25 protein-coding genes and 1 rRNA gene are annotated in these 24,414 nt (G+C 42.7%); 20 read left to right on the top strand and 6 right to left on the bottom strand.

From position 1 onward, the window contains the following. Positions 1–7 precede the first annotated feature (7 nt). From gspD to IEY48_RS08600, 11 genes are read left to right on the top strand one after another with little or no spacing between them, the layout of a single operon-like run. Complete coding sequence (gene gspD / locus IEY48_RS08650) at positions 8–2,140, top strand: type II secretion system secretin GspD (RefSeq protein WP_188919314.1); 2,133 nt, start codon at positions 8–10, stop codon at positions 2,138–2,140. Next, positions 2,133–3,692, top strand: coding sequence for a type II secretion system ATPase GspE (gene gspE / locus IEY48_RS08645; protein ID WP_283106220.1), 1,560 nt, complete (start codon positions 2,133–2,135; stop codon positions 3,690–3,692). The genes gspD and gspE overlap by 8 nt, the downstream gene beginning before the upstream one ends. Positions 3,693–3,695: 3 nt before the next feature. Further along, positions 3,696–4,928, top strand: a complete 1,233-nt coding sequence (gspF, locus tag IEY48_RS08640; RefSeq protein ID WP_188919312.1) for a type II secretion system inner membrane protein GspF — start codon at positions 3,696–3,698, stop codon at positions 4,926–4,928. Positions 4,929–4,986: 58 nt separating this feature from the next. After that, complete coding sequence (gene gspG / locus IEY48_RS08635; RefSeq protein WP_188919309.1) at positions 4,987–5,421, top strand: type II secretion system major pseudopilin GspG; 435 nt, start codon at positions 4,987–4,989, stop codon at positions 5,419–5,421. A gap of 1 nt (position 5,422) precedes the next feature. Continuing rightward, on the top strand, positions 5,423–5,995 hold the full coding sequence (gene gspH, locus IEY48_RS08630; RefSeq protein WP_188919307.1) for a type II secretion system minor pseudopilin GspH: 573 nt from the start codon (positions 5,423–5,425) through the stop codon (positions 5,993–5,995). Further along, on the top strand, positions 5,988–6,392 hold the full coding sequence (gspI, locus tag IEY48_RS08625) for a type II secretion system minor pseudopilin GspI (RefSeq protein WP_283106221.1): 405 nt from the start codon (positions 5,988–5,990) through the stop codon (positions 6,390–6,392). The genes gspH and gspI overlap by 8 nt, the downstream gene beginning before the upstream one ends. Further along, complete coding sequence (gene gspJ / locus IEY48_RS08620) at positions 6,373–7,068, top strand: type II secretion system minor pseudopilin GspJ (protein WP_188919305.1); 696 nt, start codon at positions 6,373–6,375, stop codon at positions 7,066–7,068. Before gspI ends, gspJ begins: the two co-directional genes overlap by 20 nt. Next, complete coding sequence (gspK, locus tag IEY48_RS08615; protein ID WP_188919303.1) at positions 7,068–8,054, top strand: type II secretion system minor pseudopilin GspK; 987 nt, start codon at positions 7,068–7,070, stop codon at positions 8,052–8,054. Before gspJ ends, gspK begins: the two co-directional genes overlap by 1 nt. A 51-nt stretch (positions 8,055–8,105) precedes the next feature. Further along, positions 8,106–9,314 carry a type II secretion system protein GspL gene (gene gspL / locus IEY48_RS08610; RefSeq protein WP_188919301.1) on the top strand — a complete coding sequence of 403 codons (1,209 nt, stop codon included), beginning with the start codon at positions 8,106–8,108 and terminating at the stop codon, positions 9,312–9,314. A 1-nt stretch (position 9,315) separates the two neighbouring features. Continuing rightward, a complete protein-coding gene (locus tag IEY48_RS08605; protein ID WP_188919299.1) occupies positions 9,316–9,792 on the top strand; it encodes a type II secretion system protein M in 477 nt (158 codons plus the stop codon). 9 nt (positions 9,793–9,801) lie between these two features. Beyond that, complete coding sequence (locus IEY48_RS08600; protein ID WP_188919297.1) at positions 9,802–10,563, top strand: type II secretion system protein N; 762 nt, start codon at positions 9,802–9,804, stop codon at positions 10,561–10,563. A 60-nt stretch (positions 10,564–10,623) separates the two neighbouring features. On the opposite strand, the gene yrfG is transcribed toward IEY48_RS08600, so the two are convergent. Then, positions 10,624–11,271 (bottom strand): GMP/IMP nucleotidase, encoded by a 648-nt coding sequence (gene yrfG, locus IEY48_RS08595; protein ID WP_188919295.1) that lies wholly within the window; start codon positions 11,269–11,271, stop codon positions 10,624–10,626. A gap of 77 nt (positions 11,272–11,348) precedes the next feature. Between yrfG and nudE the strand changes: the two genes are divergently transcribed. From nudE to IEY48_RS08575, 4 genes are all read left to right on the top strand, one after another. Then, positions 11,349–11,903: an ADP compounds hydrolase NudE gene (gene nudE / locus IEY48_RS08590; protein WP_188919293.1), complete on the top strand. Its 555-nt coding sequence runs from the start codon at positions 11,349–11,351 to the stop codon at positions 11,901–11,903. A gap of 140 nt (positions 11,904–12,043) precedes the next feature. Next, positions 12,044–12,853 carry a 3'(2'),5'-bisphosphate nucleotidase CysQ gene (gene cysQ / locus IEY48_RS08585; protein ID WP_188919291.1) on the top strand — a complete coding sequence of 270 codons (810 nt, stop codon included), beginning with the start codon at positions 12,044–12,046 and terminating at the stop codon, positions 12,851–12,853. 105 nt (positions 12,854–12,958) lie between these two features. After that, complete coding sequence (locus IEY48_RS08580) at positions 12,959–13,651, top strand: hypothetical protein (protein ID WP_188919289.1); 693 nt, start codon at positions 12,959–12,961, stop codon at positions 13,649–13,651. Between the two features lie 83 nt (positions 13,652–13,734). Beyond that, positions 13,735–14,289, top strand: coding sequence for a hypothetical protein (locus IEY48_RS08575; protein WP_188919287.1), 555 nt, complete (start codon positions 13,735–13,737; stop codon positions 14,287–14,289). A 39-nt stretch (positions 14,290–14,328) separates the two neighbouring features. Here the strand turns inward: IEY48_RS08575 and mnmH are convergent, their stop codons facing one another. Both mnmH and selD read right to left on the bottom strand, forming a co-directional pair. Next, a complete protein-coding gene (gene mnmH / locus IEY48_RS08570) occupies positions 14,329–15,432 on the bottom strand; it encodes a tRNA 2-selenouridine(34) synthase MnmH (protein WP_188919285.1) in 1,104 nt (367 codons plus the stop codon). Then, entirely contained in the window at positions 15,432–16,487 is a 1,056-nt protein-coding gene (gene selD, locus IEY48_RS08565; RefSeq protein ID WP_188919283.1) for a selenide, water dikinase SelD, read from the bottom strand. The genes mnmH and selD overlap by 1 nt, the downstream gene beginning before the upstream one ends. Positions 16,488–16,681: 194 nt before the next feature. Between selD and IEY48_RS08560 the strand changes: the two genes are divergently transcribed. Both IEY48_RS08560 and IEY48_RS08555 read left to right on the top strand, forming a co-directional pair. After that, positions 16,682–17,296 (top strand): TetR/AcrR family transcriptional regulator, encoded by a 615-nt coding sequence (locus IEY48_RS08560; protein ID WP_188919281.1) that lies wholly within the window; start codon positions 16,682–16,684, stop codon positions 17,294–17,296. Beyond that, positions 17,283–19,148: an MFS transporter gene (locus tag IEY48_RS08555; RefSeq protein ID WP_188919279.1), complete on the top strand. Its 1,866-nt coding sequence runs from the start codon at positions 17,283–17,285 to the stop codon at positions 19,146–19,148. The genes IEY48_RS08560 and IEY48_RS08555 overlap by 14 nt, the downstream gene beginning before the upstream one ends. A gap of 54 nt (positions 19,149–19,202) precedes the next feature. Here IEY48_RS08555 and IEY48_RS08550 read toward each other — a convergent pair whose 3' ends face one another. Beyond that, positions 19,203–20,312 (bottom strand): acyl-CoA desaturase, encoded by a 1,110-nt coding sequence (locus IEY48_RS08550; protein ID WP_188919277.1) that lies wholly within the window; start codon positions 20,310–20,312, stop codon positions 19,203–19,205. Between the two features lie 156 nt (positions 20,313–20,468). On the opposite strand from IEY48_RS08550, the gene fabR reads away from it, so the two are divergent. Next, on the top strand, positions 20,469–21,086 hold the full coding sequence (gene fabR / locus IEY48_RS08545; RefSeq protein WP_188919275.1) for an HTH-type transcriptional repressor FabR: 618 nt from the start codon (positions 20,469–20,471) through the stop codon (positions 21,084–21,086). Positions 21,087–21,159: 73 nt separating this feature from the next. Here fabR and trmA read toward each other — a convergent pair whose 3' ends face one another. Continuing rightward, a complete protein-coding gene (gene trmA, locus IEY48_RS08540; protein WP_188919273.1) occupies positions 21,160–22,257 on the bottom strand; it encodes a tRNA (uridine(54)-C5)-methyltransferase TrmA in 1,098 nt (365 codons plus the stop codon). Positions 22,258–22,386: 129 nt separating this feature from the next. Between trmA and murI the strand changes: the two genes are divergently transcribed. After that, the gene (gene murI / locus IEY48_RS08535) at positions 22,387–23,166 is read left to right on the top strand and encodes a glutamate racemase (protein WP_188919271.1); all 780 of its coding nucleotides are present in this window, start codon (positions 22,387–22,389) and stop codon (positions 23,164–23,166) included. Between the two features lie 20 nt (positions 23,167–23,186). On the opposite strand, the gene IEY48_RS08530 is transcribed toward murI, so the two are convergent. After that, complete coding sequence (locus IEY48_RS08530) at positions 23,187–23,639, bottom strand: RNA recognition motif domain-containing protein (protein WP_188919269.1); 453 nt, start codon at positions 23,637–23,639, stop codon at positions 23,187–23,189. Between the two features lie 659 nt (positions 23,640–24,298). On the opposite strand from IEY48_RS08530, the gene IEY48_RS08525 reads away from it, so the two are divergent. After that, positions 24,299–24,414, top strand: a 16S ribosomal RNA gene (locus tag IEY48_RS08525); the annotation flags it as partial.

Genomic DNA, 24,414 nt, shown 5'->3' with positions numbered 1-24,414 from the left:
GAGTAAAATGAATAACAAAGGGATCCGACATAAGATTATTGCTGGAATGTTAGTCGGCGCTGCGATGATGGCGGCGCCAATGGCTTGGTCGGAGCAATATGCGGCTAATTTCAAAGGCACGGACATTCAAGAGTTTATTAATATTGTCGGTAAAAACCTCAATAAAACCATCATCGTTGACCCTACTGTACGCGGCAAAATTAACGTACGCAGTTATGACTTGTTAAATGATGATCAATATTACCAATTCTTTTTAAACGTCTTACAAGTGTATGGTTATGCTGTCGTGGAGATGGAAAACCACGTCATTAAAGTCATTAAAGACAAAGACGCGAAAACATCAGCTATTCGTGTGGCCGATGACAAAATGCCAGGTTTAGGTGATGAAATGGTCACCCGCGTGGTGCCATTGTATAACTCAGAAGCGAAGCAGCTTGCTCCGTTATTACGCCAGTTAAACGACAATGCGGGTGGCGGTAACGTGGTCAACTATGACCAAGCTAACGTGTTAATGATTTCTGGCCGTGCAGCTGTAGTAAACAAGCTGGTTGAAATTGTACGCCGCGTAGACAAGCAAGGTGATACCGCTGTAGAAGTGGTATCGCTAAACTTTGCCTCCTCGGGTGAGATTGTTCGTATTGTTGAAGCACTCTATCGCTCAAGTGCAAACCAAGCGCAATTACCGGGTCAAACTCCAAAAGTGGTTGCCGATGAACGTATGAATGCGGTTATTGTGAGCGGTGATGAAAAAAGCCGTGAAAGAGTTGTTGAGCTTATTCAGCGCCTTGATGCCGAGCAAGCGAATACGGGTAATACAAAAGTACGTTACTTGCATTATGCCAAAGCAGAAGACTTGGTTGAAGTTCTTACCGGTTTTGCACAAAATCTAAAAGAAGGTAAAGACGGTAGCTCATCAACTCAGGGGGCGAGTAGCCAGCGTCGTAGTGACATTAATATTATGGCTCACCCAGACACCAACTCGTTAGTGATCAGCGCCGAGCCCGATCAGTTACGCACCATTGAAAGTGTCATTAATCAGTTAGATATTCGCCGCGCACAAGTATTGATTGAGGCGATTATTGTTGAGATTTCTGAAGGTGATGACATTGGTTTTGGTGTGCAAATGGGTAGTGCGAGTGGTGGCTTAACGCAATTCAGTAACATTGGTACCACCATTACAGACGTTGGCGCGGGGGTGATAGCCGCTCAAGAAGAAGAAGGCACCACCGTTACCGTCACTAGCTCTGATGGTGGCTCTACCACAACGACAAACCCAACATCTGATGGTGACTACACCTTACTTTCTGAGGCGTTAAGCAGTGTAAGTGGTATGGCATGGGGCGTGACGACGGGTGATTTTGCTGCATTGATTCAAGCAGTTTCAAGCGACACCAAATCTAATATTTTAGCTACGCCGTCAATTACCACATTAGATAATCAAGAAGCCTCATTTATTGTCGGTGATGAAGTGCCTATTCTTACGGGCTCAACGTCGAGCTCAAGTAATGACAACCCATTCCAAACCGTTGAACGTAAAGAAGTCGGTGTTAAGTTAAAAGTAGTTCCACAAATTAACGAAGGCTCATCGGTTAAGATGACTATCGAACAAGAAGTTTCAGGTGTGAATGGTAATACGGGTGTCGATATCAGTTTCTCGACACGTCGTTTAACTACGACCGTGATGGCCGACTCTGGTCAGGTTGTGGTCTTAGGTGGTTTGATTAGCGAAGAAGTGCAAGAGAGTGTACAAAAAGTGCCTATTTTGGGTGATATTCCATATTTAGGTTGGTTATTTAAATCGTCTTCTAGCTCTACGACTAAAAGAAACCTAATGATTTTCATTAAACCGACCATCATCCGTGACGGGGTCACAATGGAAGGTATTGCCGGTCGCAAATATAACTACTTTAGAGCGTTACAACTTGAACAACACGAGCGTGGTGTTAACTTAATGCCTAACACTGAAATTCCAGTGCTTGAAGAGTGGGATCAAGAAGCTTACTTGCCTGATGAAGTCAATGAAATGCTAGAACGTTATAACAATCGTCAAGGGTTAGGTACTGAACTGCGAGATTCTGATCCCGCGTTACGCATTATTGATGAAAGTCTGCAAAAGGAAAAGGCTGAAGAGAATGAGTGATAGCGTAGTGACAGAGCCATTAGCCCAAGTATCTAGTGATGTCGCCATGGAAGTGGTCGAAGGCGATGAGGTTTTTCACTCGAACAGCAAAGAGCGTCTGCCGTTTGCGTTTTCACACCGTTTTCAATTGGTTTTAGCCAAAGAAAATGAACAACTGTGTCTGTTTTATACTGACAAGACCCCGCTCAACGCGATGCTTGAAGTGCGTCGCTATGCGGGCGTTGAGTTAGCGGTGATTAAGTTAGATGTTGCTAAATTTGAAGCTAAATTAACCCAAGCCTATCAAGCTAACTCTTCAGAAGCGCAACAGCTAATGGAAGACATTGGCAATGAAATGGACTTGTTTACCCTAGCTGAAGAGCTACCGCAAACCGAAGACTTGCTTGAAGGTGATGACGATGCACCGATCATTAAATTGATCAATGCGTTGTTGTCAGAAGCTATTAAAGAAGAAGCGTCTGATATTCACGTTGAAACCTACGAAAAACAACTTGTTGTACGTTTTCGGATTGACGGCGTGTTAAAAGAAGTGCTTAAACCAAACCGTAAGTTGTCATCATTATTGGTGTCACGTATTAAGGTTATGGCGCGCTTAGATATTGCTGAAAAACGCTTGCCACAAGATGGGCGTATTTCGTTACGTATTGCCGGCCGTGCCGTTGATGTGCGTGTGTCGACGATGCCATCGAGTCATGGTGAGCGCGTAGTGATGCGCTTATTAGATAAAAACACTGGCAACTTAGACTTACAACAACTCGGTATGACCCACAATATTCGCGAGCAGTTTGACGAGTTAATTCGCAAACCTCACGGCATTATTTTGGTGACCGGCCCAACAGGCTCCGGTAAAAGTACCACCTTGTATGCTGGCTTAACCGAAATTAACTCTAAAGATACCAATATCTTAACTGTAGAAGATCCAATCGAGTACGAGTTAGAAGGTATTGGTCAAACCCAGGTAAACACCAAAGTCGACATGACTTTTGCCCGCGGTTTACGGGCTATTTTACGTCAAGACCCTGATGTGGTGATGATTGGTGAAATTCGTGACCTTGAAACTGCGCAAATTGCAGTGCAAGCCTCATTAACGGGTCACTTGGTTATTTCAACCTTGCATACCAACACGGCATCGGGTGCGATTACCCGTTTACAAGACATGGGTGTTGAACCTTTCTTGGTGTCATCGAGCTTACTTGGGGTGTTAGCCCAACGTCTTATTCGTACTCTTTGCCCTCATTGTAAAGAGGCTCGTGAGCCAGACGAGCGCGAACGTGAGTTACTCGGTATTACCGCTAACGACACGCGCGTTATTTACCGTGCAAAAGGATGTAAAGCCTGTGGCCATAATGGCTATCGTGGCCGAACGGGTATCCATGAATTATTGATTGTTGATGACAATGTGCGCGAGCTTATTCATGGTGGGCGTGGCGAACTAGCCATCGAAAAATACGTACGTAAAACCGTGCCGAGCATTCGACATGACGGCATGAGCAAAGTATTGGCGGGCGTCACTACCCTTGAAGAAGTACTACGCGTGACGCGCGAGGAATAATCAATGGCAGCGTTTGAATACAAAGCCCTTGATAATAAAGGCAAGCAAGTAAAAGGTGTGGTAGAAGCAGACACTGCACGTCATGCTCGTAGTCAGCTGCGTGAGCAACGCTTAATGCCGCTTGAATTGCATCCAGTTAGTGAAAAAGAAGCCCGTACACAACGCGGAGGTTTTAGCCTTAGCAATGTGTTTAAAAAACGGATTTCGGTTGCAGAACTGGCGTTAATTACCCGTCAAATTGCCACGTTGGTTGCGGCAGGGTTACCAATTGAAGAAGCATTAAAAGCGGTTGGCCAACAGTCAGAAAAAGCCCGTTTGGGCAACATGATTATGGCTGTACGCTCAAGGGTTGTAGAGGGTTATAGCCTAGCCGACTCAATGGCTGAATTTCCTCATGTGTTTGATGATTTATACCGTGCCATGGTCGCATCAGGTGAAAAATCGGGTCATTTAGAGGTGGTGCTCAATCGTCTTGCAGACTATACCGAACGTCGCCAACAGCTTAAATCTAAACTTACCCAAGCCATGATTTACCCCATCGTGCTTACCGTCGTTGCTATCGGTGTTATCGCCGTATTGCTGGCCGCTGTAGTGCCTAAAGTTGTGGGCCAGTTTGAGCATATGGGCCAAGAACTTCCCGGTACCACCCAGTTTTTAATCTTAGCATCTGACTTTGTTCAGCACTGGGGCGTATTGGTTGTATTGATTATCTTTGGCGGCTTGATTTTGTTTCAGCGCATGCTGAGTAATCCAATTATGCGAATGAAATACGACACAACGTTACTCAATATGCCCGTTATCGGCAAAGTGAGTAAAGGTCTTAATACTGCCCGTTTTGCCCGTACCTTAAGTATTTTGTCGGCAAGTTCAGTGCCTCTACTTGATGGTATGCGTATTGCCAGTGAAGTATTACAAAACGTCAAAGTGCGTGCCGCAGTTGATGATGCTACTGCGCGGGTGCGTGAGGGAACCAGTTTGGGTGCGGCGTTGACTAATACTAAGCTATTCCCTGCAATGATGTTGTACATGATAGCCTCAGGTGAAAAAAGTGGTCAGTTAGAAAGCATGCTAGAACGCGCTGCAGATAACCAAGATCGCGAGTTTGAGTCTAACGTTAATATTGCACTTGGGGTGTTTGAACCTATGCTGGTGGTCAGTATGGCTTCGGTTGTATTATTTATTGTCATGGCAATCTTACAGCCAATTTTAGAGTTAAATAATTTAATCAGTGGTTAAGCAACCCAGCAAAACCAATAAATTTAAGATTTGAATCATTTTTAGAAGGAAGTCTTTAATGCAACAACACAACAAACAACGCGGTTTCACCTTACTTGAAGTGATGGTGGTGATTGTTATTCTTGGTATTTTAGCGTCAATGGTTGTGCCTAACTTGATGGGCAACAAAGACAAAGCCGACCAACAAAAGGCGGTTTCAGATATTGTTGCGCTCGAAAATGCCCTAGACATGTATAAGCTAGATAACAGTATTTACCCAACCACAGAGCAAGGGCTTGACGCATTAGTCAATAAACCGAACTCATCGCCAGAGCCGCGTAATTTCCGTGATGGCGGCTATGTTAAACGTTTACCGCAAGACCCATGGCGCAATGATTATTACCTATTAAGCCCTGGCGAACACGGCAAAATAGACATTTTCAGTGCCGGTCCAGACGGACAAGCAGGCTCTGAAGACGATATTGGCAGCTGGAACTTACAAGACTTCCAATAATATGCATTTTCGTCGTCATGCTGGATTTACCTTACTTGAGGTATTACTGGTCGCATTGTTAATGGGATTGGTGGCATCGGCTGTCACCATTTCTATGAGCGCAGCAGGGCCAGAGCAAGCACTTAACAAGCAGGCGCAACGATTTATATCGGCGACCGAAATGGTGCTGGATGAAAGTGTGCTCAGTGGTCAGTTTATCGGCATTGTGATTGACGAAGACCAATATCAATTTGTGTTTTACCGAGAAGGTAAATGGATGGCTGTCGAGCAAGACCGTTTGCTTGCGACTCGAGAAATGGATCCCGGGATCGTACTTGATGTAGTAATAGATGGCATGCCATTAACGCAAGAAGATGAGCAAGACGAATCTTGGTTTGACGAGCCATTTATTGACGAAGAGAGTGAAGAAGATAAAAAAAAGCATCCAGAGCCGCAAATTTTGCTTTTTCCTAGTGGCGAAATGACGCCGTTTGAACTTAATTTTACCACCGTTACTGACGAGCTTAAGCGGATCAATGTATTGGTCGTTGGCGACGCATTAGGACGGCTAACATTAGGGCGTGTCGATGAGTAAGTCTATTTCACGTCGCCTGAAGGGAGCAATAACAAAAAGTCGGGGCATGACCTTACTTGAGGTGATTGTTGCCTTAGCCGTGTTTTCAATTGCGGCTGTTTCAGTGACCAAAAGTTTAAGTGAACAAATGGCCAATATGCCCATTTTAGAAGAGCGCACTTTGGCGCAATGGGTTGCCAGTAACCAAATGGTTGAAGTGCGATTAACTGATGCATTTCCCGACATTGGCAAAAAAGAAGGCGAGGTCGAACTTGCTGGGCGTGAATGGTTTTGGCGTCAAGAAGTAGTTAAAACTACCGATGAAAAATTTAGAATGATCAAAGTGAGTGTCAGTGACGATAACCGCTATCAACGTATTGTGGCTCAGGTAAGCAGTTATGTGCACAGCAACGACTAATTACAAAGGGTTTACCTTACTTGAAATGCTCATCGCGATCGCGATTTTTGCCATGTTGGGCCTCGCGGCTAACTCGGTATTGTCGACAGTAATGAAAAACGATGAAGTCACCAAAGAGTTTTCTGTTCGGCTTAAAGCATTACAACAAGGCTTTGGTGCATTAGAAAGAGATTTAGGCCAAATGGTGGCGCGCACAGCAAGATCATTTGAAGGCGACCGTGGCAGCCAGTTTTTTCAAGCGGGCGATAATATTCTCGACTCTGATACCCAAGCGTTAATGTTTTACCGACTTGGCTGGTTAAACCCTGACGGCATATTACCAAGAGGCAGTGTGCAGTCGGTTGCCTATGTGGTACAAGCGGGGCGCTTAGAGCGTTGGTATTACCCATACCCTGAACCTGTTGTTGGTGCGGAACCATTAAAAAGTTTAGTGATTGACCATGTGTTATCGGTTGAGTATTCGTTTTATATTGATGACAGCTGGCAAACCAAAGTTGATGGCACCGTCATGCCTAAAGGCATTGCCATGGAAATTGAGATTGAAGGTTTAGGTAAAATTCAGCGACGCTTTTTATTGCCCAAAGGTGCGCCTGCTGAAGAATCTGACGATAATACAAAAGATGATTCAGATGATTCAGATGATTCAGATGATTCAGACGATGAGGAGTCAACCTAATGGGTGGACAAAAGCAGCGTGGAGTTGCCCTCATTGTGGTTATGCTGATTGTGGCTATGGTTGTTGTTATTGCGACAAACATTACCAGTCGTAACCAACTTTCAATGCGGCGCACACTGAATATGGCGCAATATGATCAAGCATATTGGTATGCCATGTCGGCAGAAGAGCTTGCAATCAAAGTGCTAAAACAAGATTTTGAAGATGCCGAAGGTACTGTACATTTACAACAATATTGGGCACTGGCCAATGTGGTGTTTCCAGCCGAATACGGTGAAATTGTTGGTGAAATAAACGACATGCGCGCTTGCTTTAATGTTAATGCGGTGGGTGAGCCTTCAACAGACACTGAAAATAACCAGCCTAAAATGACATTAGCTGCAAGGCAGTTTCAGGCTATGTTGATAAGCTTAGGCGTTGATGAGTTTGGTGCAGAACAATTAACACAAACATTAAAAGACTATATTGATACCGATTCTGTCTCAAGTACATACGGCGCCGAAGATGCCGAATATGAATCACGTAATGTGCCTTATCGTGCGGCAAATACCTTGATGCAACATCGCAGTGAATTAAGAGCAGTATTGGGCTTTAATCAAAATGTATATTTAAATATTTTAGATTATGTATGTGCAATACCGGGCGACAGCCGACAGATATTGAATGTCAACACAGTTAAAGTAGAGCAAGCCGCATTGCTTGTTGGCATGCTAGAAAGCCAGGTATCGATAAGTGAAGCAGAAAGCATCATTAACGAACGTCCCGCAGATGGTTACGGTACGATTGAAGAATTTTGGGAAAGCTCGTCGCTCAGCAGTGTTGAAGCAGAAGATGATCTTAAGTCCAGTTTTGTGGTCGACAGCGAATATTTTTTATTACACGCTGGCGCCAAGGTAGACAACGCAATATTTCGAATGGATAGCGTACTTAAGCGCAAAGGTAACAACTTAGAAGTGCTCACCCGTCAGTACGGTGGCCAACAATAATAACAAGTTCATTGCGTGTAAAAGGCGTATTGAGAGTGGTGGAGAATAACAGTGTCTGAACGGCTATTTATCCGGTTAGGAAAAACATCAGAACACCCATGTTCATGGCTAGTATGGTCTGAACAAGAGCAAGAGATTATCGCCTCGGGTGAGTTGGCTGATGCGGCAAGCCTCAGCACGCTTGCTGAGCGTGCTGGTAATCGTCCTGTTGATGTATTGGTACCCGCTGCCAGCATGACATTGACCCAAATTGCTCTACCTGAAAAAGGTCAGCGCCAAGCATTAAAGGCGTTACCTTATATGCTTGAAGAAACCCTCGCAACCGATGTCGATAATATGCACTTTGTTGTAGGCCCGCGCGAAGGTGAGCTGCTCAATGTTGCTGCCGTTGCTCATGAGCAAATGCAAGCCTGGCTTGCCTGGTTGCAAGAAGCGGGCTTAAAAGTAAAACGCATTGTTCCTGACTGTTTAGCATTACCATTAGAGCAATGTCGCTGGGCTGCAATGAGCTTAGGTAACGAATACCTGATTAGAACCTCTGAAGGCAGTGGCATTAGCCTACCTAAAGCCTGGTCGACATTTGCTTTACCGCAACTGGTTAATAACGCAACGGCATTAAACGATAATCAAACAATTAATGTCGCCAGTTACAGCGACGATATCGCAATTGATGGCGTGCAGGTTGATAATAAACCACTCGATTTGCCGATGATGGTCTTGGCTAAAGGGATTTTAAATGCGCCAATTAACTTATTAAGCGGTATTTATAAGCCCAAGCGTGAATACAGTAAGCATCTCATTGTGTGGAAAAATGCCGCCATTATTGTGGTGGTAGCAATAGTGTTGGCTCTCATCAATAAAGGGTTGACGATTCACCAGCTCAACAATGACACCGACTTGTTACGGGCACAAAGCGAAGTGATTTTTAAGCAAGCCGTACCTAGCGTAAACCGTATTGTCAATTTACGCTCGCAAATGGACAGTGAATTGCGCCGTATGCAAGGCCAAGGTGGTGGCGCAGCATTTTTTGAAATGCTCGACGGACTCAAGCCTGCATTCAATAAAGTTCCAGACTTAAAACCTAACAGTTTACGTTTTGAAGGTAACCGTGAAGAATTGCGTATGCAAATTACCGCACAAAACTATGCCCAGGTGGATCAGTTTAAAGAAATTGTTGCCAAAGACTTTCAGTTAGAAGGTGGGGCAATGAATAGCACTGATGAAAACGTCACCAGCACTTTAACCTTGAGGACCAAATAATATGGAAAACTTACGTATTTGGTGGCAAGGTTTAGCGACTCGAGAGCAACAACTTGTTGGATTTTGTGCTGCTATTTTGGTTGTCGGCTTTGTCTATTGGGGGATATGGACACCCATTTCGAATGCACAAATTGACGCTGAACGCAGTCACAAGGCTGCCCAACAAACGTTAAATTATGTCAAACAAACTGCGAACAAGTTAGCTGGTTTAAAACAGGCAGGTGCAAAAGCCAGTGCGCGTGGCAGTTTAAGTTCTATCGTCAACCAAACAGCAGGCCAATACCAGTTAGAAATTACCCGTATGCAACCTCAAGGTGACAAAATTCAAATATGGATGGATGATATTCCATTTGATGTATTATTGGGTTACTTGCACGAACTGGTTGAGCAAAAAGGCTTAACGCTAGACAGCGTGGATTTAGCCGAATCTGATGTAACTGGCTTTGTAAAAGTCAGACGTATTCAGCTTTCACAGTAAGGATTTTTCGTGAGTTTATTTTTTAAAATACTGTTTGGTGTTGTGGTTTATATCATTTTTATGATTGCCTATGTGCCAGCTAACTGGTTAGTTAGCATTGCACCGTTGCCTAACAATGTATTGATCAGTGGTGCTGAAGGCACCTTATGGCAAGGCAAAGCAGCATTAGTGAGTGTTGATAAGCGTCAAGTTGAACATGTTGCCTGGCAATTAAGCCCTTGGGGTTTGTTTATGGGCCAGGCTAACATTGACTTTAGCATTGGCAATCGCGCAACGCCGGTGAGTGGTAAAGGTAACGTAACCTGGTCGCCTGCAGGTGTAAGTGGTAAAAATATCCGTCTTGATGTACCCGACAGCTTTTTATTAGCAGGTGCTAAATTGCCTTTTAAAACGCAAATAAACGGTGACGTGAGTTTGATGGTTGAAGTGTTAGAGCAAGGTAAACCTTGGTGCGAGCAGCTCAAGGGCAAATTATTTTTAAATAGTACTGATGTTAAAAATCAGTTTGGCATATATCCGTTAGGTAATATTGCATTGGGGTTAAGTTGCATTGACGGCCAATTACAACTCTCCACAGATGAAACGCTAAATGCATTAGGGTTAACAGGTACTGCAATTTTAGGTGAAGGTAACTTAGTAAAAGTCAGTGCCAAAATAAAACCTACCGATGCGCAACCACAAGATTTACGTAAGTCATTACAATTTTTGGGACGCCAAGATAGCCAGGGCTATTATCCCATTAATTACCAAGGTGTCGTGCCTGGACTGTAGTGGGAAATCATAAAAAAGCGCATTGATAGCAATATCAATGCGCTTTTTTGTTTAAGCAATTTAGAGTGAATGTAATAAGTCACTCACTGCCGGAAATTGATTAAATACCGTGTGTGGTTTTTGGCTGTCAGGGTTACTAATGCCTAGCTGATAACCTACGCCGGCTCTTTTTGATGCAGCTAAAATCACCTCGCTGTCGTCAACAAACAAACACCTTGCTGGGTCGAGCTTAAATTTATCGAATGCATATTGCCAAAAGTTGGGATGCTCTTTGGGGTAGCCACTTTCGTGGCTCGACAATAACTCGTCCAAACCTTCGGCTAAATTAGTATGAGTGAGCTTTAATGCCAAGCTATGAGGGTGCGCGTTAGTGAATAAAATACGCCGTTTACTTGCACTCGCTAGCGCCTGTAAAAATGGCATACTGTCTTGACGGATTTTTATTTTATCTGCAGCAGTATGATGCAAAGCTAAAATATCTAAGCCTAAATGCTGTTGCCAATAATCTAAGCAATACCAGTCTAATGTGCCAACCACATTATGATACGCCTGAGTCACTAAATCATTAGCATCATCTAAACTAATTTGCCGTAACAGGCTTAATTGTTGTGGCACCAATTGTAGCCAAAAGTGGTTATCAAAGTGCAAATCTAATAGGGTGCCATCCATATCAAGCAGCACTGTGTCTATCTTATGCCAAGGAAACATGTAAATTCCGGTTGTAGAATATACCTAGAATAGTAAGATTGTATCTTGTCTTTATTAATTCGTCACATGGGGCTGCAATGACACAGCGGCATGAAAAGCCGGAAATCCTGCACACTGAGATCGTTGCCAAAAGCCGATTGTTTCAAATTGAGCAGGTTCATCTGAAGTTTTCAAATGGTGTAGAACGCCAATATGAAAGAATGAAAGGCGGTAGCAGAGGTGCAGTTATGATTGTGCCTATTCACGAGGGTAAATTGTTACTCGCCAGTGAATATGCCGCTGGCACAGATAAATACGAGCTAGGTTTTCCTAAAGGATTAATTGATCCTGGCGAAACTGCAGCCGAAGCGGCCAACCGTGAACTGCAAGAAGAGATTGGTTTTGGCTGCCATAAGTTGACACTGTTAAAAGAGTTGTCACTTGCCCCCGGTTATTTCTCAAGCAAAATGCAAATCTTTGTGGCAGAGCAACTTTATCCAAGTCATTTAGAAGGTGATGAACCTGAGCCAATTGATGTCATTCCGTGGCCATTAACTGATTGGCAAGCCTTGCTCGATAATGCCGATTTTTCAGAGTCTCGCAGCGTAAGCGCATTGTTTTTGACTCAACAATATCTAGCGTCTGCTGAGTAGACAAAATAAACGCGAACAGTGGCATCATTGACTATATTTTATTGATGTACGCACAAATTTAGGCAAACAACCGCGACACAAAGGGGCTAACGGTTCCCCTTATAAGGTCATCCTTAGCGAATCCAGCGATTGGAGTAGTAATGAAGCCAGAAGATGTAATTGAGCAAGTTATTGATATAGCAACAGAAGCCGGCAAAAAAATCCGTGAAATTTACCTCGAGGGGAGCTTTAAACGAGAAGTAAAATCTGACAATACCCCTGTCACGTCAGCAGATTTAGCCGCCAACGATATTATTTGCAGTCAGCTTGCCGCGTTAACACCCGACATTCCTATTTTAAGCGAAGAAGCCGCTGACATTCCTTTAAGCGATCGCGAAAGTTGGAAGCGTTACTGGCTTGTTGACCCGCTTGACGGTACCGGTGAGTTTATTGCAGGCAGTGGTGATTTTTCTGTCATTATTGCGCTGGTTGAACACAACCGTCCGATAATGGGCATAGTGTATGTACCGATGACTCAAATGTGTTATTACGCTATTGCTGGGCTTGGAGCATATAAACGTGATGGCAAAAATGAACTGCGCATCACCAGTAAACAGATCGCAAACGGTGACACTGACAATATACGTTTAGCGGTAAGTCGTCGCCAAGATCCTCAATCCGTTTTAAAGTTAATGAATAAACCGAATCATTGCGAATTAGTGGTGATGGGTGGTGCAGCATTAAAGAGTTGCTTAGTCGCTGAAGGCCGTGCTGATTGTTATGTGCGTTTAGGCCCAACGGGTGAGTGGGATACCGGCGCTGCACAGATTATTATTGAAGAAGCAGGCGGTGCGCTCATTGATATAAACTTACAACCATTAACGTATAACGAGCGGGAAAGCTTGGAAAACCCTAATTTTATCGTTGTGGGTAGCCCCAATTTACCGTGGGATATCTTACTTACAACCTAAGCGTGTCGGTTAGTAAATATATTTTATGTAGCATATTGCTTTTATATTGACGTGTGAATATTGTATCTCAATTGTTAATAGGATGTTTTATTGAGAGCAAAACACATGAGACACAAAGGAATGTATACCGCTTCAACTTCGATGCTATTAATCCTCGGAGCGATTGGATTGACAGGTTGTGGAGGTGGTAGTGATGATAGTTCACCTGACCGCGGTGGCGGAACAGCTGATGGCCGCCTAACTGGCGATGCTGTTTATTACGCTGCAGCGTGTGATGTCACACAGCCCGCGGTGGGAACTGACATTATTGTACATCGTAAAGATGGCACTATTTTAAGCCAATCAAAAGTACCTTCAACGGGGAAATTTGATATTGCTTGGCCGAGTGAGGCTTATCATTTTTCATATGCTCAGACCATCAACGATGAGTTGTTCGTGACCAGTCTGCTTAATGTTGTTGCGGGTGATATCGGCATTGTGGGTGGACGTAATAGTAACCTTGACTCGGCGTGTTCTTGCACTGACTTTAATTTTTCGTTCGATGATATTTACTTCGCTTACAATGGCTATACCGTTTACCTTAATGGCGACAACAAGACGAGACGTGCCAACGTTTGTAAACAAGATGGTCAATACCCTCCAGTTAATTTAGTCCTCACTCCCAGCCATGATGATGGGCTAACATCCTATGCGGCACAAATCGTGTTAACAATTATGCTGCCAATCGCACTATATATGTTGACCCCTCTATATTTGAAAACGCCGCTAATGAAAGTGTTTTACTCGATGCTGTATTAAGTAGTGCCAACAGCAATATTGAATACCCAGATTTTAGAACATTTTCAGAAACAGATTATGGCCGAGCAAACTGGATTTCATGGATGATGTCGCCGCATGTTTTCCCTGGACTATTTGCTAATAACTTCATTACTTCATCTCATTTTGATTACTTAGGAGGCGATGCTTACGGCGAGGTATATTATTACACCAGTCGGCGTCATCGCGTAACCGATCCAGGCGATACTCAAATTGTGCAATTACAGCAAAACCAGCAAAAAATGCTGCAAAGTACAGACGCAATTTTAACTAGCTTTAGTGAAGACGGTGCCAGTAATTATGATTTTACGGGGATAGGGACAGGTAAAACCTTACTTCAGGTTAATTTTGGTCAAAACGGCATTGCGCACTGGACAATTGAAGCCCCCTTAAAAGGGACGTTTCCAGATTTGGATTTACCAACAAATTTACAAACACCGTTTGAGCAAATTACCCAAGCGAATTTAACGGTAATGATTTATGGCTACTTTAGTCATTCGTCGAGCCAATATAATCAATTCCGTACAAAAGCAGTCGAAATACAACGCGCTGATTTGAAAACTCGGTCAGATTTTTATGATAATTATGTTATTGAACAAATTTCTGTAGATATTTATTAAACCTACAAAATAACGCCCTCAAAAGAGGGCGTTATTTTTTTAGGCTGTTTTACGAGCGTCTAACCATTGATGAATGGCTTGCCTGTCACCTTGAAATATAACCCGATCGCGCTTCTTTTCTAATTGAAACTCATACATAGGGTCATAGTAAACGTCTAATAGCAAACTTATCCAGTCTAGATGTTTTCTGGCATCATTTTGACTTTGTTGCTGTAATAGAGCCTCATCAACAAGCTGTTGAAGCTGCTGATGTTGCTTTCCGCCCAAGCGTTTACGAATACCCGTTAAGCTTTGAGTGAGATAGTGGCTAAATGCTTCAAACCCGTCTTGCTCACCAAATTTAACAACATAATCAGCCAACTTATCGGTGATATAGTCTTTGAGTAACCGAGGTAAGCGAATATCTCTGGGTTCATCGAGTAATACAATATCTGCTTGTTGCATCGCTTGATAAAAAGCGTGCGGTAATGCCGACCGACCAATCAGATAGCTTTCATCTTCAAGTAGTAAATGGCGATGTTGCTGCTGTTGATGCTTGAGTAATGAAACCGCAAGGTTATTTTCAAAATTGATTTGTGTCGGCTGTGGCTCAATGTTTTTGCCAAAACTTGAGCCTTTATGGTTTGCGATACCTTCTAAATCAACCGACTCATCGCGCTGATGTATCAACTCTGTTTTACCACTACCAGTAATACCACTTAATATCAGCATACTGGTTTGTTTTGGTGCATTGTCGATAGCACCGATTAAAAAACTGCGCATTGCCTTATAGCCGCCTTGGATAAAAGGCACATTAAGGCCTGCCTCTTTTATCCATTGCTGGGATAGCTTTGAACGTAATCCACCTCTAAAACAATATAAATAACTTTCAGGGTGTTGTGACAATTGAGCTTGCCATGCTTCTATTCGCGCTTGCTTCACTTTACCGGCGACCAATTGGTGGCCTAATGCGATGGCAGCATCCTGGCCATGTTGTTTATAGCAAGTGCCGACTTTAGTGCGCTCATTATCTTGCATTAATGGCAAATTAACCGAATGCGAAAAAGCACCTTTAGTAAACTCCACTGGTGCTCGCACATCAATTAATGCTCTGTTTTCAAGTAATAACCGGCCATATTCAGAGCTGGGGATGATGTCACTCATTAAATTAGCTCGATGAGAGCATCATCGCCAGTACCAACCGGCGTGAACTCGACCATTGAACCAATACACATCGCTTGTATATTATTTGCCGTTAACAATGCTTGTAGTTCAGCTTCGCTTTCTACGTTTACAGCCACTAATAACCCACCGCTGGTTTGCGGATCGCACAAAATGGCTTTTTGGTCATCGGTGAGTTGCGGTAAATGTTCACCGTAACTGTCAAAGTTACGATGGGTGCCGCCCGGCACGCAGCCTTGCGCTAAGTAATCAGCAACCTTTGGCAGTAAAGGTACGTTATGTAATGCAAGGTTAGCTTTAAGTTTTGCTCCTTGGCACACTTCAATTAAATGGCCTGCCAAACCAAACCCTGTGACATCCGTTAACGCATTCACACCGGTAATTTTTGCGATTTCAATACCAATAGTATTGAGCTGACACATGGCTTGTGGGGCAATGTGACTGTCCTCGTCTCGTAATTTCTTTTGTTTTTGCGCCGTGGTCAAAATACCAATACCAATTGGTTTGGTGAGGTATAAGCGATCGCCAGCTTTTGCCGTGTTATTTTGCTTGAGTAATTCTAATGGGATTTGCCCCGTTACGGCTAAACCAAAAATCGGTTCAGGTGCATCAATACTGTGGCCACCGGCAAGCATTATGCCTGCATCTGCACAAGCTTGGCGCCCACCATCAACCACTTGTTGGGCAACCTCTGGAGGGAGAACATTGACTGGCCAACCTAAAATTGCAATAGCCATAATGGGTGTGCCACCCATGGCGTAGATATCACTAATCGCATTAGTTGCTGCAATACGACCAAAAGTGAAAGGGTCATCAACAATAGGCATGAAAAAGTCAGTAGTACTAATAATGCCAGTTTGTTCATTGAGCTTATACACGGCGGCATCATCACGGGTTTGATTACCGACAAGTAAGTTCGGGTCAGTAAAAACGGGGAGTTGTGAGGCCAGAATAGTGCTTAGGACTTTAGGAGAAATTTTACAGCCGCAACCGGCGCCATGACTATATTCGGTAAGTTTAACTGTTTGCTCAGACATAATGGGGTGATCTTTAGACGGCGTATTGAGCAGCAATTATAATCACTATTAGGCAGAATATCTTGTGTTTTAGTCATTTATACAATCTAGTTATTACTTTATGTTCGATAAAATAAAATATTATGAACATTGTTTTTTATTTTGTTTGCTGTTAGCTTATCACTCATCAAGACAAATGATGTTAGGTGACTACAGTGGCAAGACGTAAAGAGCACACTCATGAGCAAATTAAACATATGGCAATTGAAGCTGTTGTAATGCATTTGCAACATGACAATCTTCATTCTTTGAGTTTGCGAAAAGTGGCTAGTCAAATTGGCTATGTGCCGAGTACCTTAATAAATATTTTTGGCAGTTATCAGTATTTATTATTGGCTGTATCAGAACAGACTTTGGTGAATCTATCTACGGTGCTGCAAGGGTTAACACTGCAAGCGCCGATAACGAATATTCAAAATATGGCGATGGCTTATAGTGATTTTGCTCTACAACATAAAAGCTGTTTTCGGTTGGTGTTTGAATTAACGATGCCAGACGATCAGCCTTTACCGCAAAACCACACCACGATTGTTAAATCATTATTTGCTTTAGTGGAGTCGCAATTACGCAGTTACTTTACAGGCATTAATGAACCACAAGCAGAATTGATGAGCCGAGTGCTTTGGGGCGGTATTCATGGGTTAACGACTTTAGCCTTAGATGAAAAGCTATTTGCAACCCACAATGACTTACACACTATGTTGTGCAGTCATGTACAAGGATATATTGCTGGTATAAGCAAAACAGGGAGTTTGCATGATATTAACTAAACGCTTTTTACCTTATTTTGTGACCCTGTGTTTAGGGGCGCTAAATGATAACTTTTACAAAAATGTCTTGTTGTTACTGGTGACCTACAGTCAGCTTAATGCATTACCTATCGACGTTAACTTGTTTGTCAATTTAGCCGCTGGCGTGTTCATTTTGCCATTTTTCTTGTTTTCAGCTCATGCGGGTATCGTGGCTGATAACATGAACAAAGCAAAATTGATCCGGCGGTTAAAGCTTTTAGAGCTAATAATCATGTCCACAGCGGCAGTCGCGATAATTAGCCAGAGTTATATGGTGATGTTGTTTCTGTTGTTTTTAACTGGTAGCCAATCTGCTTATTTTGGTCCGGTTAAATATTCATTATTACCGCAAGCGCTGAGCGAGGCCGAATTAGTCAAAGGTAATGCCTTAGTTGAAATGGGCACCTTTTTGTCGATTCTTATTGGTACATTAAGTGCCGGCTTAGTGGTAGCGAATGAAAACGGTTTAACCTGGGCAGCGATTATTGTGTTGGTGCTTGCTGTGGCGGGCTATCTTTCCAGCCGAGCAATTCCTTCTTTGCCTGCACAAGGTGAACTTAATCCGAATAAGTTTTCTCTATTTTCTGGTACCTTAAGCTGTATTAATAAAGCACGTGAAACAAAGTCAATTTGGATGGCAATTTTAGCCATCAGTTGGTTTTGGTTTTTAGGTGCCACATATCTGACTCAGTTTCCTAATTTTGCCAAGTTGCATTTGCACGCTGATGCTACCGTCGTGTCTTTGTTGTTGGCGTTGTTTTCTGTCGGCATTGCCGTTGGCTCTTTTGTGTGTGAACGTTTTTCGTTTGGCCATGTTGAACTAGGTCTGTTGCCGTTTGGGGTATTGGGACTCAGTGTATTTAGCTTCGACATGATAGGCGCAATCCCGCTACAGGTGGTTGAGCCTGGTTTTGTGTATAGCTTTGAGTCTTTTATTAGCAATGCTCAGCATTATCGAGTCATGATTGATCTGTTTTTGGTTGGGTTAAGTGGTGGGGTATTTATTGTGCCCTTGTATGCGTTTATTCAAACCCGCGCAGAAAAACAAGAGTGCGCTCAAGCCATTGCGGCTAACAACATTATTAATGCGTTGTTTATGGTGGGCTCTGCAATACTCTCAATCGTATTACTCGGGGTATTAAATTGGACAATTCCTGAGTTATTTATGTTAATTGGCATAATGAATTTAGTGGTATTGTTGTATGTTTACTCACAGGTGCCTGAGTTCACCCAGCGGTTTATCAGCTATTTGCTCAGCCACGTGATGTATCGCGTTAATGTGAATGGCAGAGAGCACATTCCGGCGCAAGGAGCAGGGATCATTGTCAGTAACCATGTGAGTTATGTTGATGCATTAATCATTATGGGAGCTTCAACGCGGCCTATTCGGTTTGTAATGGATAAGTCCATCAGCGAAATTCCACTTTTAAGGTACTTATTTAGGCATGCAGGGGTGATTCCTATCTGCTCACCTAAAAAGTGTGAAGCCACTTATCAAAATGCATTTGAACAGATCCACCAGGCATTAGCCAATGACGAGCTGGTGTGCATATTTCCAGAAGGCCGGTTAACGCCAGACGGTGAAATAGGTGAGTTTAGACCAGGAATTGAAAAGATATTACAGCGTGACCCAGTACCCGTAATACCACTTGCACTCAAGGGGTTATGGGGCTCGTACTTTAGTCACAAAGGTGGCCACGCACTGACGACCAAACCTACTCGTTTTTGGTCTCGCGTGAAAGTGAATATCACCGCGCCCGTAGTGGGAGAGACAACTAGCCGCATGGCATTGCAACAGCAGGTGACACGGCAATTCGACATTAACCGGTAGATAAAAAAAGGCCATCTTGGGTTAATCAAGATGGCCTTTTTAGTGTTACTTCACTTACTGGGCGTAAGCTGCGGTTAAGCTTTTCCATTGACGCTGCCTTTCTAAAAACTGGCTGCGTAAGTGTTGCACTTGTTGTTTAAGATTATGATCGGCTAATTGTTTACGTTTGGCTTCAATTAAGCTCTTTTTCGCTTGATAGTATTCAAGTAAATGTTGCTTCATTAAATCGTATTCAGCTTGAAACTTTTCAACAATTTCATCGCAGTTAGGTAAATGTGCTACCTGATTTTGCGCTTGCAAAAGTTGCATCTGCAAACGTGCACTTTCAATACGCTCTTGCGGCACTTTTCGAAGGTTAGTCGCTAAGCCAACCCAGCTCATCGCTTTGATTAACCATTTGGTTGGATCGTAATCCCACCACTTAATGCCATTACGATAATCGTTTTCAAAAATATGGTGAAAATTGTGATAGCCCTCGCCATATGTTAATAACGCTAAAAAGGCATTATCACGCGCAGTGTTTTTATCTGTGTACGGCTGTTTACCCCAAATGTGGGCTAAGGAGTTAATAAAGAAGGTGCAGTGATGTACTACCACTAAGCGTAATAAACCTGCCATTAACACCATAGACAGTATGTCACCGTTTAACCAACCTAAAAATGCTGGCAAGCCAATGTTCATCAAAATGACTAAAGCTAAGTAGTGTTTATGCTGCCACATAACGATACGGTCGTTTTGTAAGTCGCGTACGTTATTGTAATCGCTGTAACGACTGGCTTGGTATTCACGTAGCATCCAACCTATGTGGCTATACCAAAAGCCCATTTTAGCCGAGTACGGATCTTTATCATTATTATCAACATGTTTGTGGTGTATACGATGGTCACTACACCAATGTAAAGCACTGTTTTGCAGTGCTAATGCGCCACCTAACGCGTATAAAAAACGAACCGCAGGGTGGGCCTTATATGCTTTATGGGACCATAATCTATGGTAGCCGGCGGTAATCGATAAACCACTAGCGTAAGCAAAAACAACAAATGCAATCCATTCAATGCCGTCAAAGCCATGGGTGAAGCCACGCCAAGGGATTAATACCACAGCGCCAATTAAGGTAATGGCAAATAGCAGGGTATTAAGCCAAATGATTGGAGGTTTTTTCATTTAATAAGATTCCAATAATAGGTTATAGCAAGTTGAGCGTACATTTGTACGCTAATTTAACTTAGTCGATAGGGACGGGTCAAGTTTAACAGGGCTGTGTTTCTGTTTTAAAAACGGTATTATCTGTTGCTAAATGTTGACTGAATGGATTAGTAAATGGGTGTTAGAGCACAACAAAAGGAAAAAACGCGTCGTGCATTAGTGGATGCAGCTTTTAATCAATTAAGCGCAGAACGCAGTTTTTCGAGTTTAAGTTTGCGTGAAGTTGCACGCGAAGCAGGTATTGCTCCCACTTCTTTCTATCGTCATTTTAAAGACATGAACGAACTTGGCTTAACCATGGTTGATGAAGGTGGTTTAACCTTGCGCCAAATGATGCGCAAAGGTCGTCAACGCGCAGAAGCCGGTGGCAGCGTCATCCGTATTTCAGTCGATACCTTTATTGAAGTATTAGAATCTAATCCAAACGTATTTCGTATTTTATTGCATGAACGCTCAGGAACATCTGCCGCGTTTAGAGCTGCAGTTGAGCGTGAGATTGAACATTTTATTTCAGAGCTCGCGCATTATACAGAGGCGCAAGCCAACCGCACGCCAGACCTTGCCCGAGCACAGGCAGAAGCATTAGTGATTTTAGTGTTCAATGCTGGAGCATCGGCGTTAGATTTAAAACGCAGTGAGCGAAAGGCATTAGCTGATCAGCTTGTATTACAGCTGCGGATGGTGGCAACGGGTGCAGAAGCGTTACAGCAAAAAATGGACAATCGTACCTAAGAGTTTTCAGTATTGTAGATACAACGAGGGCGCAATGAATGCGCCCTTGTTGTATCTAGTAAATCGCGCTGAGTTATTTACGCACAAGCAATACACCTGACTCCATATGGTCGGTATATGGGAATTGGTCAAATAATGCAAAGCGGCTAATTTCATGGGTTTCGCTTAGCGTAAGCAAGTTGTCTTTTAAGGTTTCAGGATTACACGATATATATAAAATTCGCTCATAGCCCTGTACTAACTTTAACGTTTCCGGGTCAATACCTGCGCGTGGCGGATCAACAAAGATGGTATTGCAATTATAACTGTCTAAATCAATTCCTTCTAAGCGTCGATATTGACGTTTCTTCGCCATCGCGTCGCTAAAGTCTTCTGCCGACATACGAATAATCTGAACGTTATCTACTTTATTGATAGCAATATTATATTGAGCAGCATCAACAGATGGCTTAGCTAATTCCGTAGCTAATACTCGGTTAAAGTTTTGTGCCAATGCAATCGTGAAGTTGCCATTGCCACAATACAGTTCCAGTAAGTCACCTTGGCTTTGTTTAGTCGCATCAATCGCCCATTCGAGCATTTTTACTGATACTTTTGCATTCGGCTGAGTAAAGCTGTTTTCAATTTGCTTGTACTGTAATGTTTGTTGATTAACCGTTAACGACTCGACCACAAAGTCTTTGTCTAAGTCGATTTTTTGCTTGCGAGCTCGGCCAATAATATTGATATTAAACTGTGTCGCTAACTTAGCTTTTAATTGAGTTGCTTGCTCGCGCCATTCATCATCAAGCTGACGATGATAGAGCAGTGACACTAAGATCTCACCACTAAGCGTTGACAAAAAATCTATCTGAAATAGCTTGTGACGTAATGCTGGATTAGGCTTTAATTCTTCTATAATTGCCGCCATCATTTGATTAATCAGTAACCCTGCTGGTAAATATTGGTCACAACGCACTTTTGCATTCAGTGCTTTATCAAACATGTAGTAATATAAGTCATCGCCTTCATGCCACATTCTAAATTCGGCACGCATACGATAATGCATTGGTTCAGAAGCAAAGATTTCTAGCGCTGGAGGATTGAAATCGGCAAAGGCCTGTTCAAGCTTGATGCGCTTTTGTTGTAATTGTGCATCGTAGTTTTTAGGATCCATTGCAGCTAAATTCATATCGTCCACCTAAGGCTGTAAAAAAGGGCGCAAATATTATACTAAATGACACTGATGTCTAGTATTACGCGCCTAATGATAAAATGACATAACCATAAATATTGAGCAGATTCATCTTTGGAGCCCATATTGTCTGGACCTATATTAGTATTTGATTCTGGCATCGGCGGATTGTCGGTCATGAGTGAAATTAGAAAACAGCTACCTCAGCATGACTATTGCTATCTGTTTGATAATGCCCGTTTGCCATATGGCAACTTGTCAGAACAAGAGCTGATCAGTGGTTGTGTTGCATTAATAACCCAGCAAGCTAAACGCCTCAATGCCAGTATAGTGATCGTTGCATGTAATACTGCAAGTACACTCGTACTGCCTCAATTGCGCCAGTCACTTACGATTCCAATTGTTGGCGTTGTTCCTGCAATCAAACCTGCAGCAATGTTATCGCAAAAGAAACACATAGGATTGCTGGCTACACCAGGAACAGTGAAACGAGATTATACTCAAGAGCTCATCAATCAATTTGCTGAAAATTGCCGAGTCGAGTTGTTTGGAACATCTGAACTTGTGTTATTAGCCGAACAACATGTAGCACGTCAAACTATCGACAAAAATAAGTTGAAAGCTATCCTGCAACCAATTATTGAATCTGATATAGATGTATTGGTATTAGGTTGTACACACTTTCCGATGATCGCTACTGAAATTAGTGATTGCATAGGGCCAGGAGTGACATTATTAGATTCGGGTGAGGCAATAGCGAAGCGGGTCAGGTTTTTGCTTTCGAAAGAACATGACGGCAGTAAGCAATTACAAACATGTTACACAGCAGAAATTAGTGAAGGGCTTAAAGAAGCATTAGTCGATTATGGCTTTAGTGATTTTTCGCTGGTAACCATAACCGACTAACGATATCGCTAGCTCACTTATTACGAATTCTGGCTATTATCAGAGTCAGATTCTTGTGATTTAGCTTCTCTTACTTTTAAAGTACGTTCTTGGAAGCTGTAGTCATTCAGTTTGGCCATTGCCTTTTGAGCCCCAGCTTCAGACATTTCAACAAAACCAAATCCTTTACGACGACCCGTCTTGCGGTCACGAACCAAACGCACCGAGTTAACCGGACCATATTCACCAAATAAAGCTTTCACTTCACCTTCGTGCACACGGTAAGGTAAGTTACCTACATACAGTGTCATCGTTGGACCAACATAAGGTTCATCAGCAGAGTTTGCTGAACTTGTTGGCATAAAGGTAAAAATCAACGTTGCCACTACTACACCAGCAATAAACGCTACAGAAGAAGATGCACCGCCAAACTGAGAAAAAACAAAAGCGCCAAGAAGCGCCGCAATCAAAACAATCACGAATGATTTCTGCATAAAATAATCTCTAATGAATATAAAAATGATAAATAACTGTTAAAAACCGTTACATAGTAATTAAATTTTGCCAGATACACCAGACTGCTGTTGAAAAATTGAGCTCAAAATTAACTTAAATATCAGAAATAACCATTTTGTGATCTAGCTAAAGGTGCTTCTTTAAGCAAAAAACTCAAAAAAGAAACGATCTGAACAAAAGTTCAACGTTCAAAACTATTATTAATTAAAAGCGCTTGCACTAAATCTTAAGCTGCCTATAATGCGCATCCACTGACACGGCAGACAGCGAAAGCAAAAGCCGGTGAGTGTTATCAAGCTACTGAGGTAGTGAAGATAACGGCAAAAAGAAGTTTGAAAAAACACTTGACGCCATAAAGGGAATGCGTAAAATACGCAGCCCTGACCTACTGAAACGGTCAACGCTCTTTAACAATTTATCAAGTAATCTGTGTGGACATTCACAGGTATTGAGTTATTCGAAATTGTCTTCTTGTTCTTCGGAATGTAGGCAATCAAAAAATTTAAATCTCAATGCATCACCTTAGGGTGTTGAATGTTCATACTAAAGACAAAAGCTAGTTTCATTAATTTGAAATTAGCGCATGTACATACAGTAAGAATTCATTGAGCAGAACTTTCGGGTTCGAAAAAAACTTTAATTGAAGAGTTTGATCATGGCTCAGATTGAACGCTGGCGGCAGGCCTAACACATGCAAGTCGAGCGGTAACAGAGAGTAAGCTTGCTTACTTTGCTGACGAGCGGCGGACGGGT

This window comes from Shewanella saliphila (genome assembly GCF_014648295.1).
Taxonomy (GTDB): Bacteria; Pseudomonadota; Gammaproteobacteria; order Enterobacterales; family Shewanellaceae; genus Shewanella; species Shewanella saliphila.
Note: the sequence above shows the minus strand (reverse complement) of the source record. Positions and strands in the feature narration are given on the sequence as shown.

Coding starts and splice junctions, on each gene's coding strand:
- gspD (WP_188919314.1), top strand. CDS start 8: ATGAATAACAAAGGGATCCGACATAAGATTATTGCTGGAATGTTAGTC.
- gspE (WP_283106220.1), top strand. CDS start 2,133: ATGAGTGATAGCGTAGTGACAGAGCCATTAGCCCAAGTATCTAGTGAT.
- gspF (WP_188919312.1), top strand. CDS start 3,696: ATGGCAGCGTTTGAATACAAAGCCCTTGATAATAAAGGCAAGCAAGTA.
- gspG (WP_188919309.1), top strand. CDS start 4,987: ATGCAACAACACAACAAACAACGCGGTTTCACCTTACTTGAAGTGATG.
- gspH (WP_188919307.1), top strand. CDS start 5,423: ATGCATTTTCGTCGTCATGCTGGATTTACCTTACTTGAGGTATTACTG.
- gspI (WP_283106221.1), top strand. CDS start 5,988: ATGAGTAAGTCTATTTCACGTCGCCTGAAGGGAGCAATAACAAAAAGT.
- gspJ (WP_188919305.1), top strand. CDS start 6,373: ATGTGCACAGCAACGACTAATTACAAAGGGTTTACCTTACTTGAAATG.
- gspK (WP_188919303.1), top strand. CDS start 7,068: ATGGGTGGACAAAAGCAGCGTGGAGTTGCCCTCATTGTGGTTATGCTG.
- IEY48_RS08605 (WP_188919299.1), top strand. CDS start 9,316: ATGGAAAACTTACGTATTTGGTGGCAAGGTTTAGCGACTCGAGAGCAA.
- yrfG (WP_188919295.1), bottom strand. CDS start 11,271: ATGTTTCCTTGGCATAAGATAGACACAGTGCTGCTTGATATGGATGGC.
- nudE (WP_188919293.1), top strand. CDS start 11,349: ATGACACAGCGGCATGAAAAGCCGGAAATCCTGCACACTGAGATCGTT.
- cysQ (WP_188919291.1), top strand. CDS start 12,044: ATGAAGCCAGAAGATGTAATTGAGCAAGTTATTGATATAGCAACAGAA.
- IEY48_RS08580 (WP_188919289.1), top strand. CDS start 12,959: ATGAGACACAAAGGAATGTATACCGCTTCAACTTCGATGCTATTAATC.
- IEY48_RS08575 (WP_188919287.1), top strand. CDS start 13,735: ATGATGTCGCCGCATGTTTTCCCTGGACTATTTGCTAATAACTTCATT.
- mnmH (WP_188919285.1), bottom strand. CDS start 15,432: ATGAGTGACATCATCCCCAGCTCTGAATATGGCCGGTTATTACTTGAA.
- selD (WP_188919283.1), bottom strand. CDS start 16,487: ATGTCTGAGCAAACAGTTAAACTTACCGAATATAGTCATGGCGCCGGT.
- IEY48_RS08555 (WP_188919279.1), top strand. CDS start 17,283: ATGATATTAACTAAACGCTTTTTACCTTATTTTGTGACCCTGTGTTTA.
- IEY48_RS08550 (WP_188919277.1), bottom strand. CDS start 20,312: ATGAAAAAACCTCCAATCATTTGGCTTAATACCCTGCTATTTGCCATT.
- fabR (WP_188919275.1), top strand. CDS start 20,469: ATGGGTGTTAGAGCACAACAAAAGGAAAAAACGCGTCGTGCATTAGTG.
- trmA (WP_188919273.1), bottom strand. CDS start 22,257: ATGAATTTAGCTGCAATGGATCCTAAAAACTACGATGCACAATTACAA.
- IEY48_RS08530 (WP_188919269.1), bottom strand. CDS start 23,639: ATGCAGAAATCATTCGTGATTGTTTTGATTGCGGCGCTTCTTGGCGCT.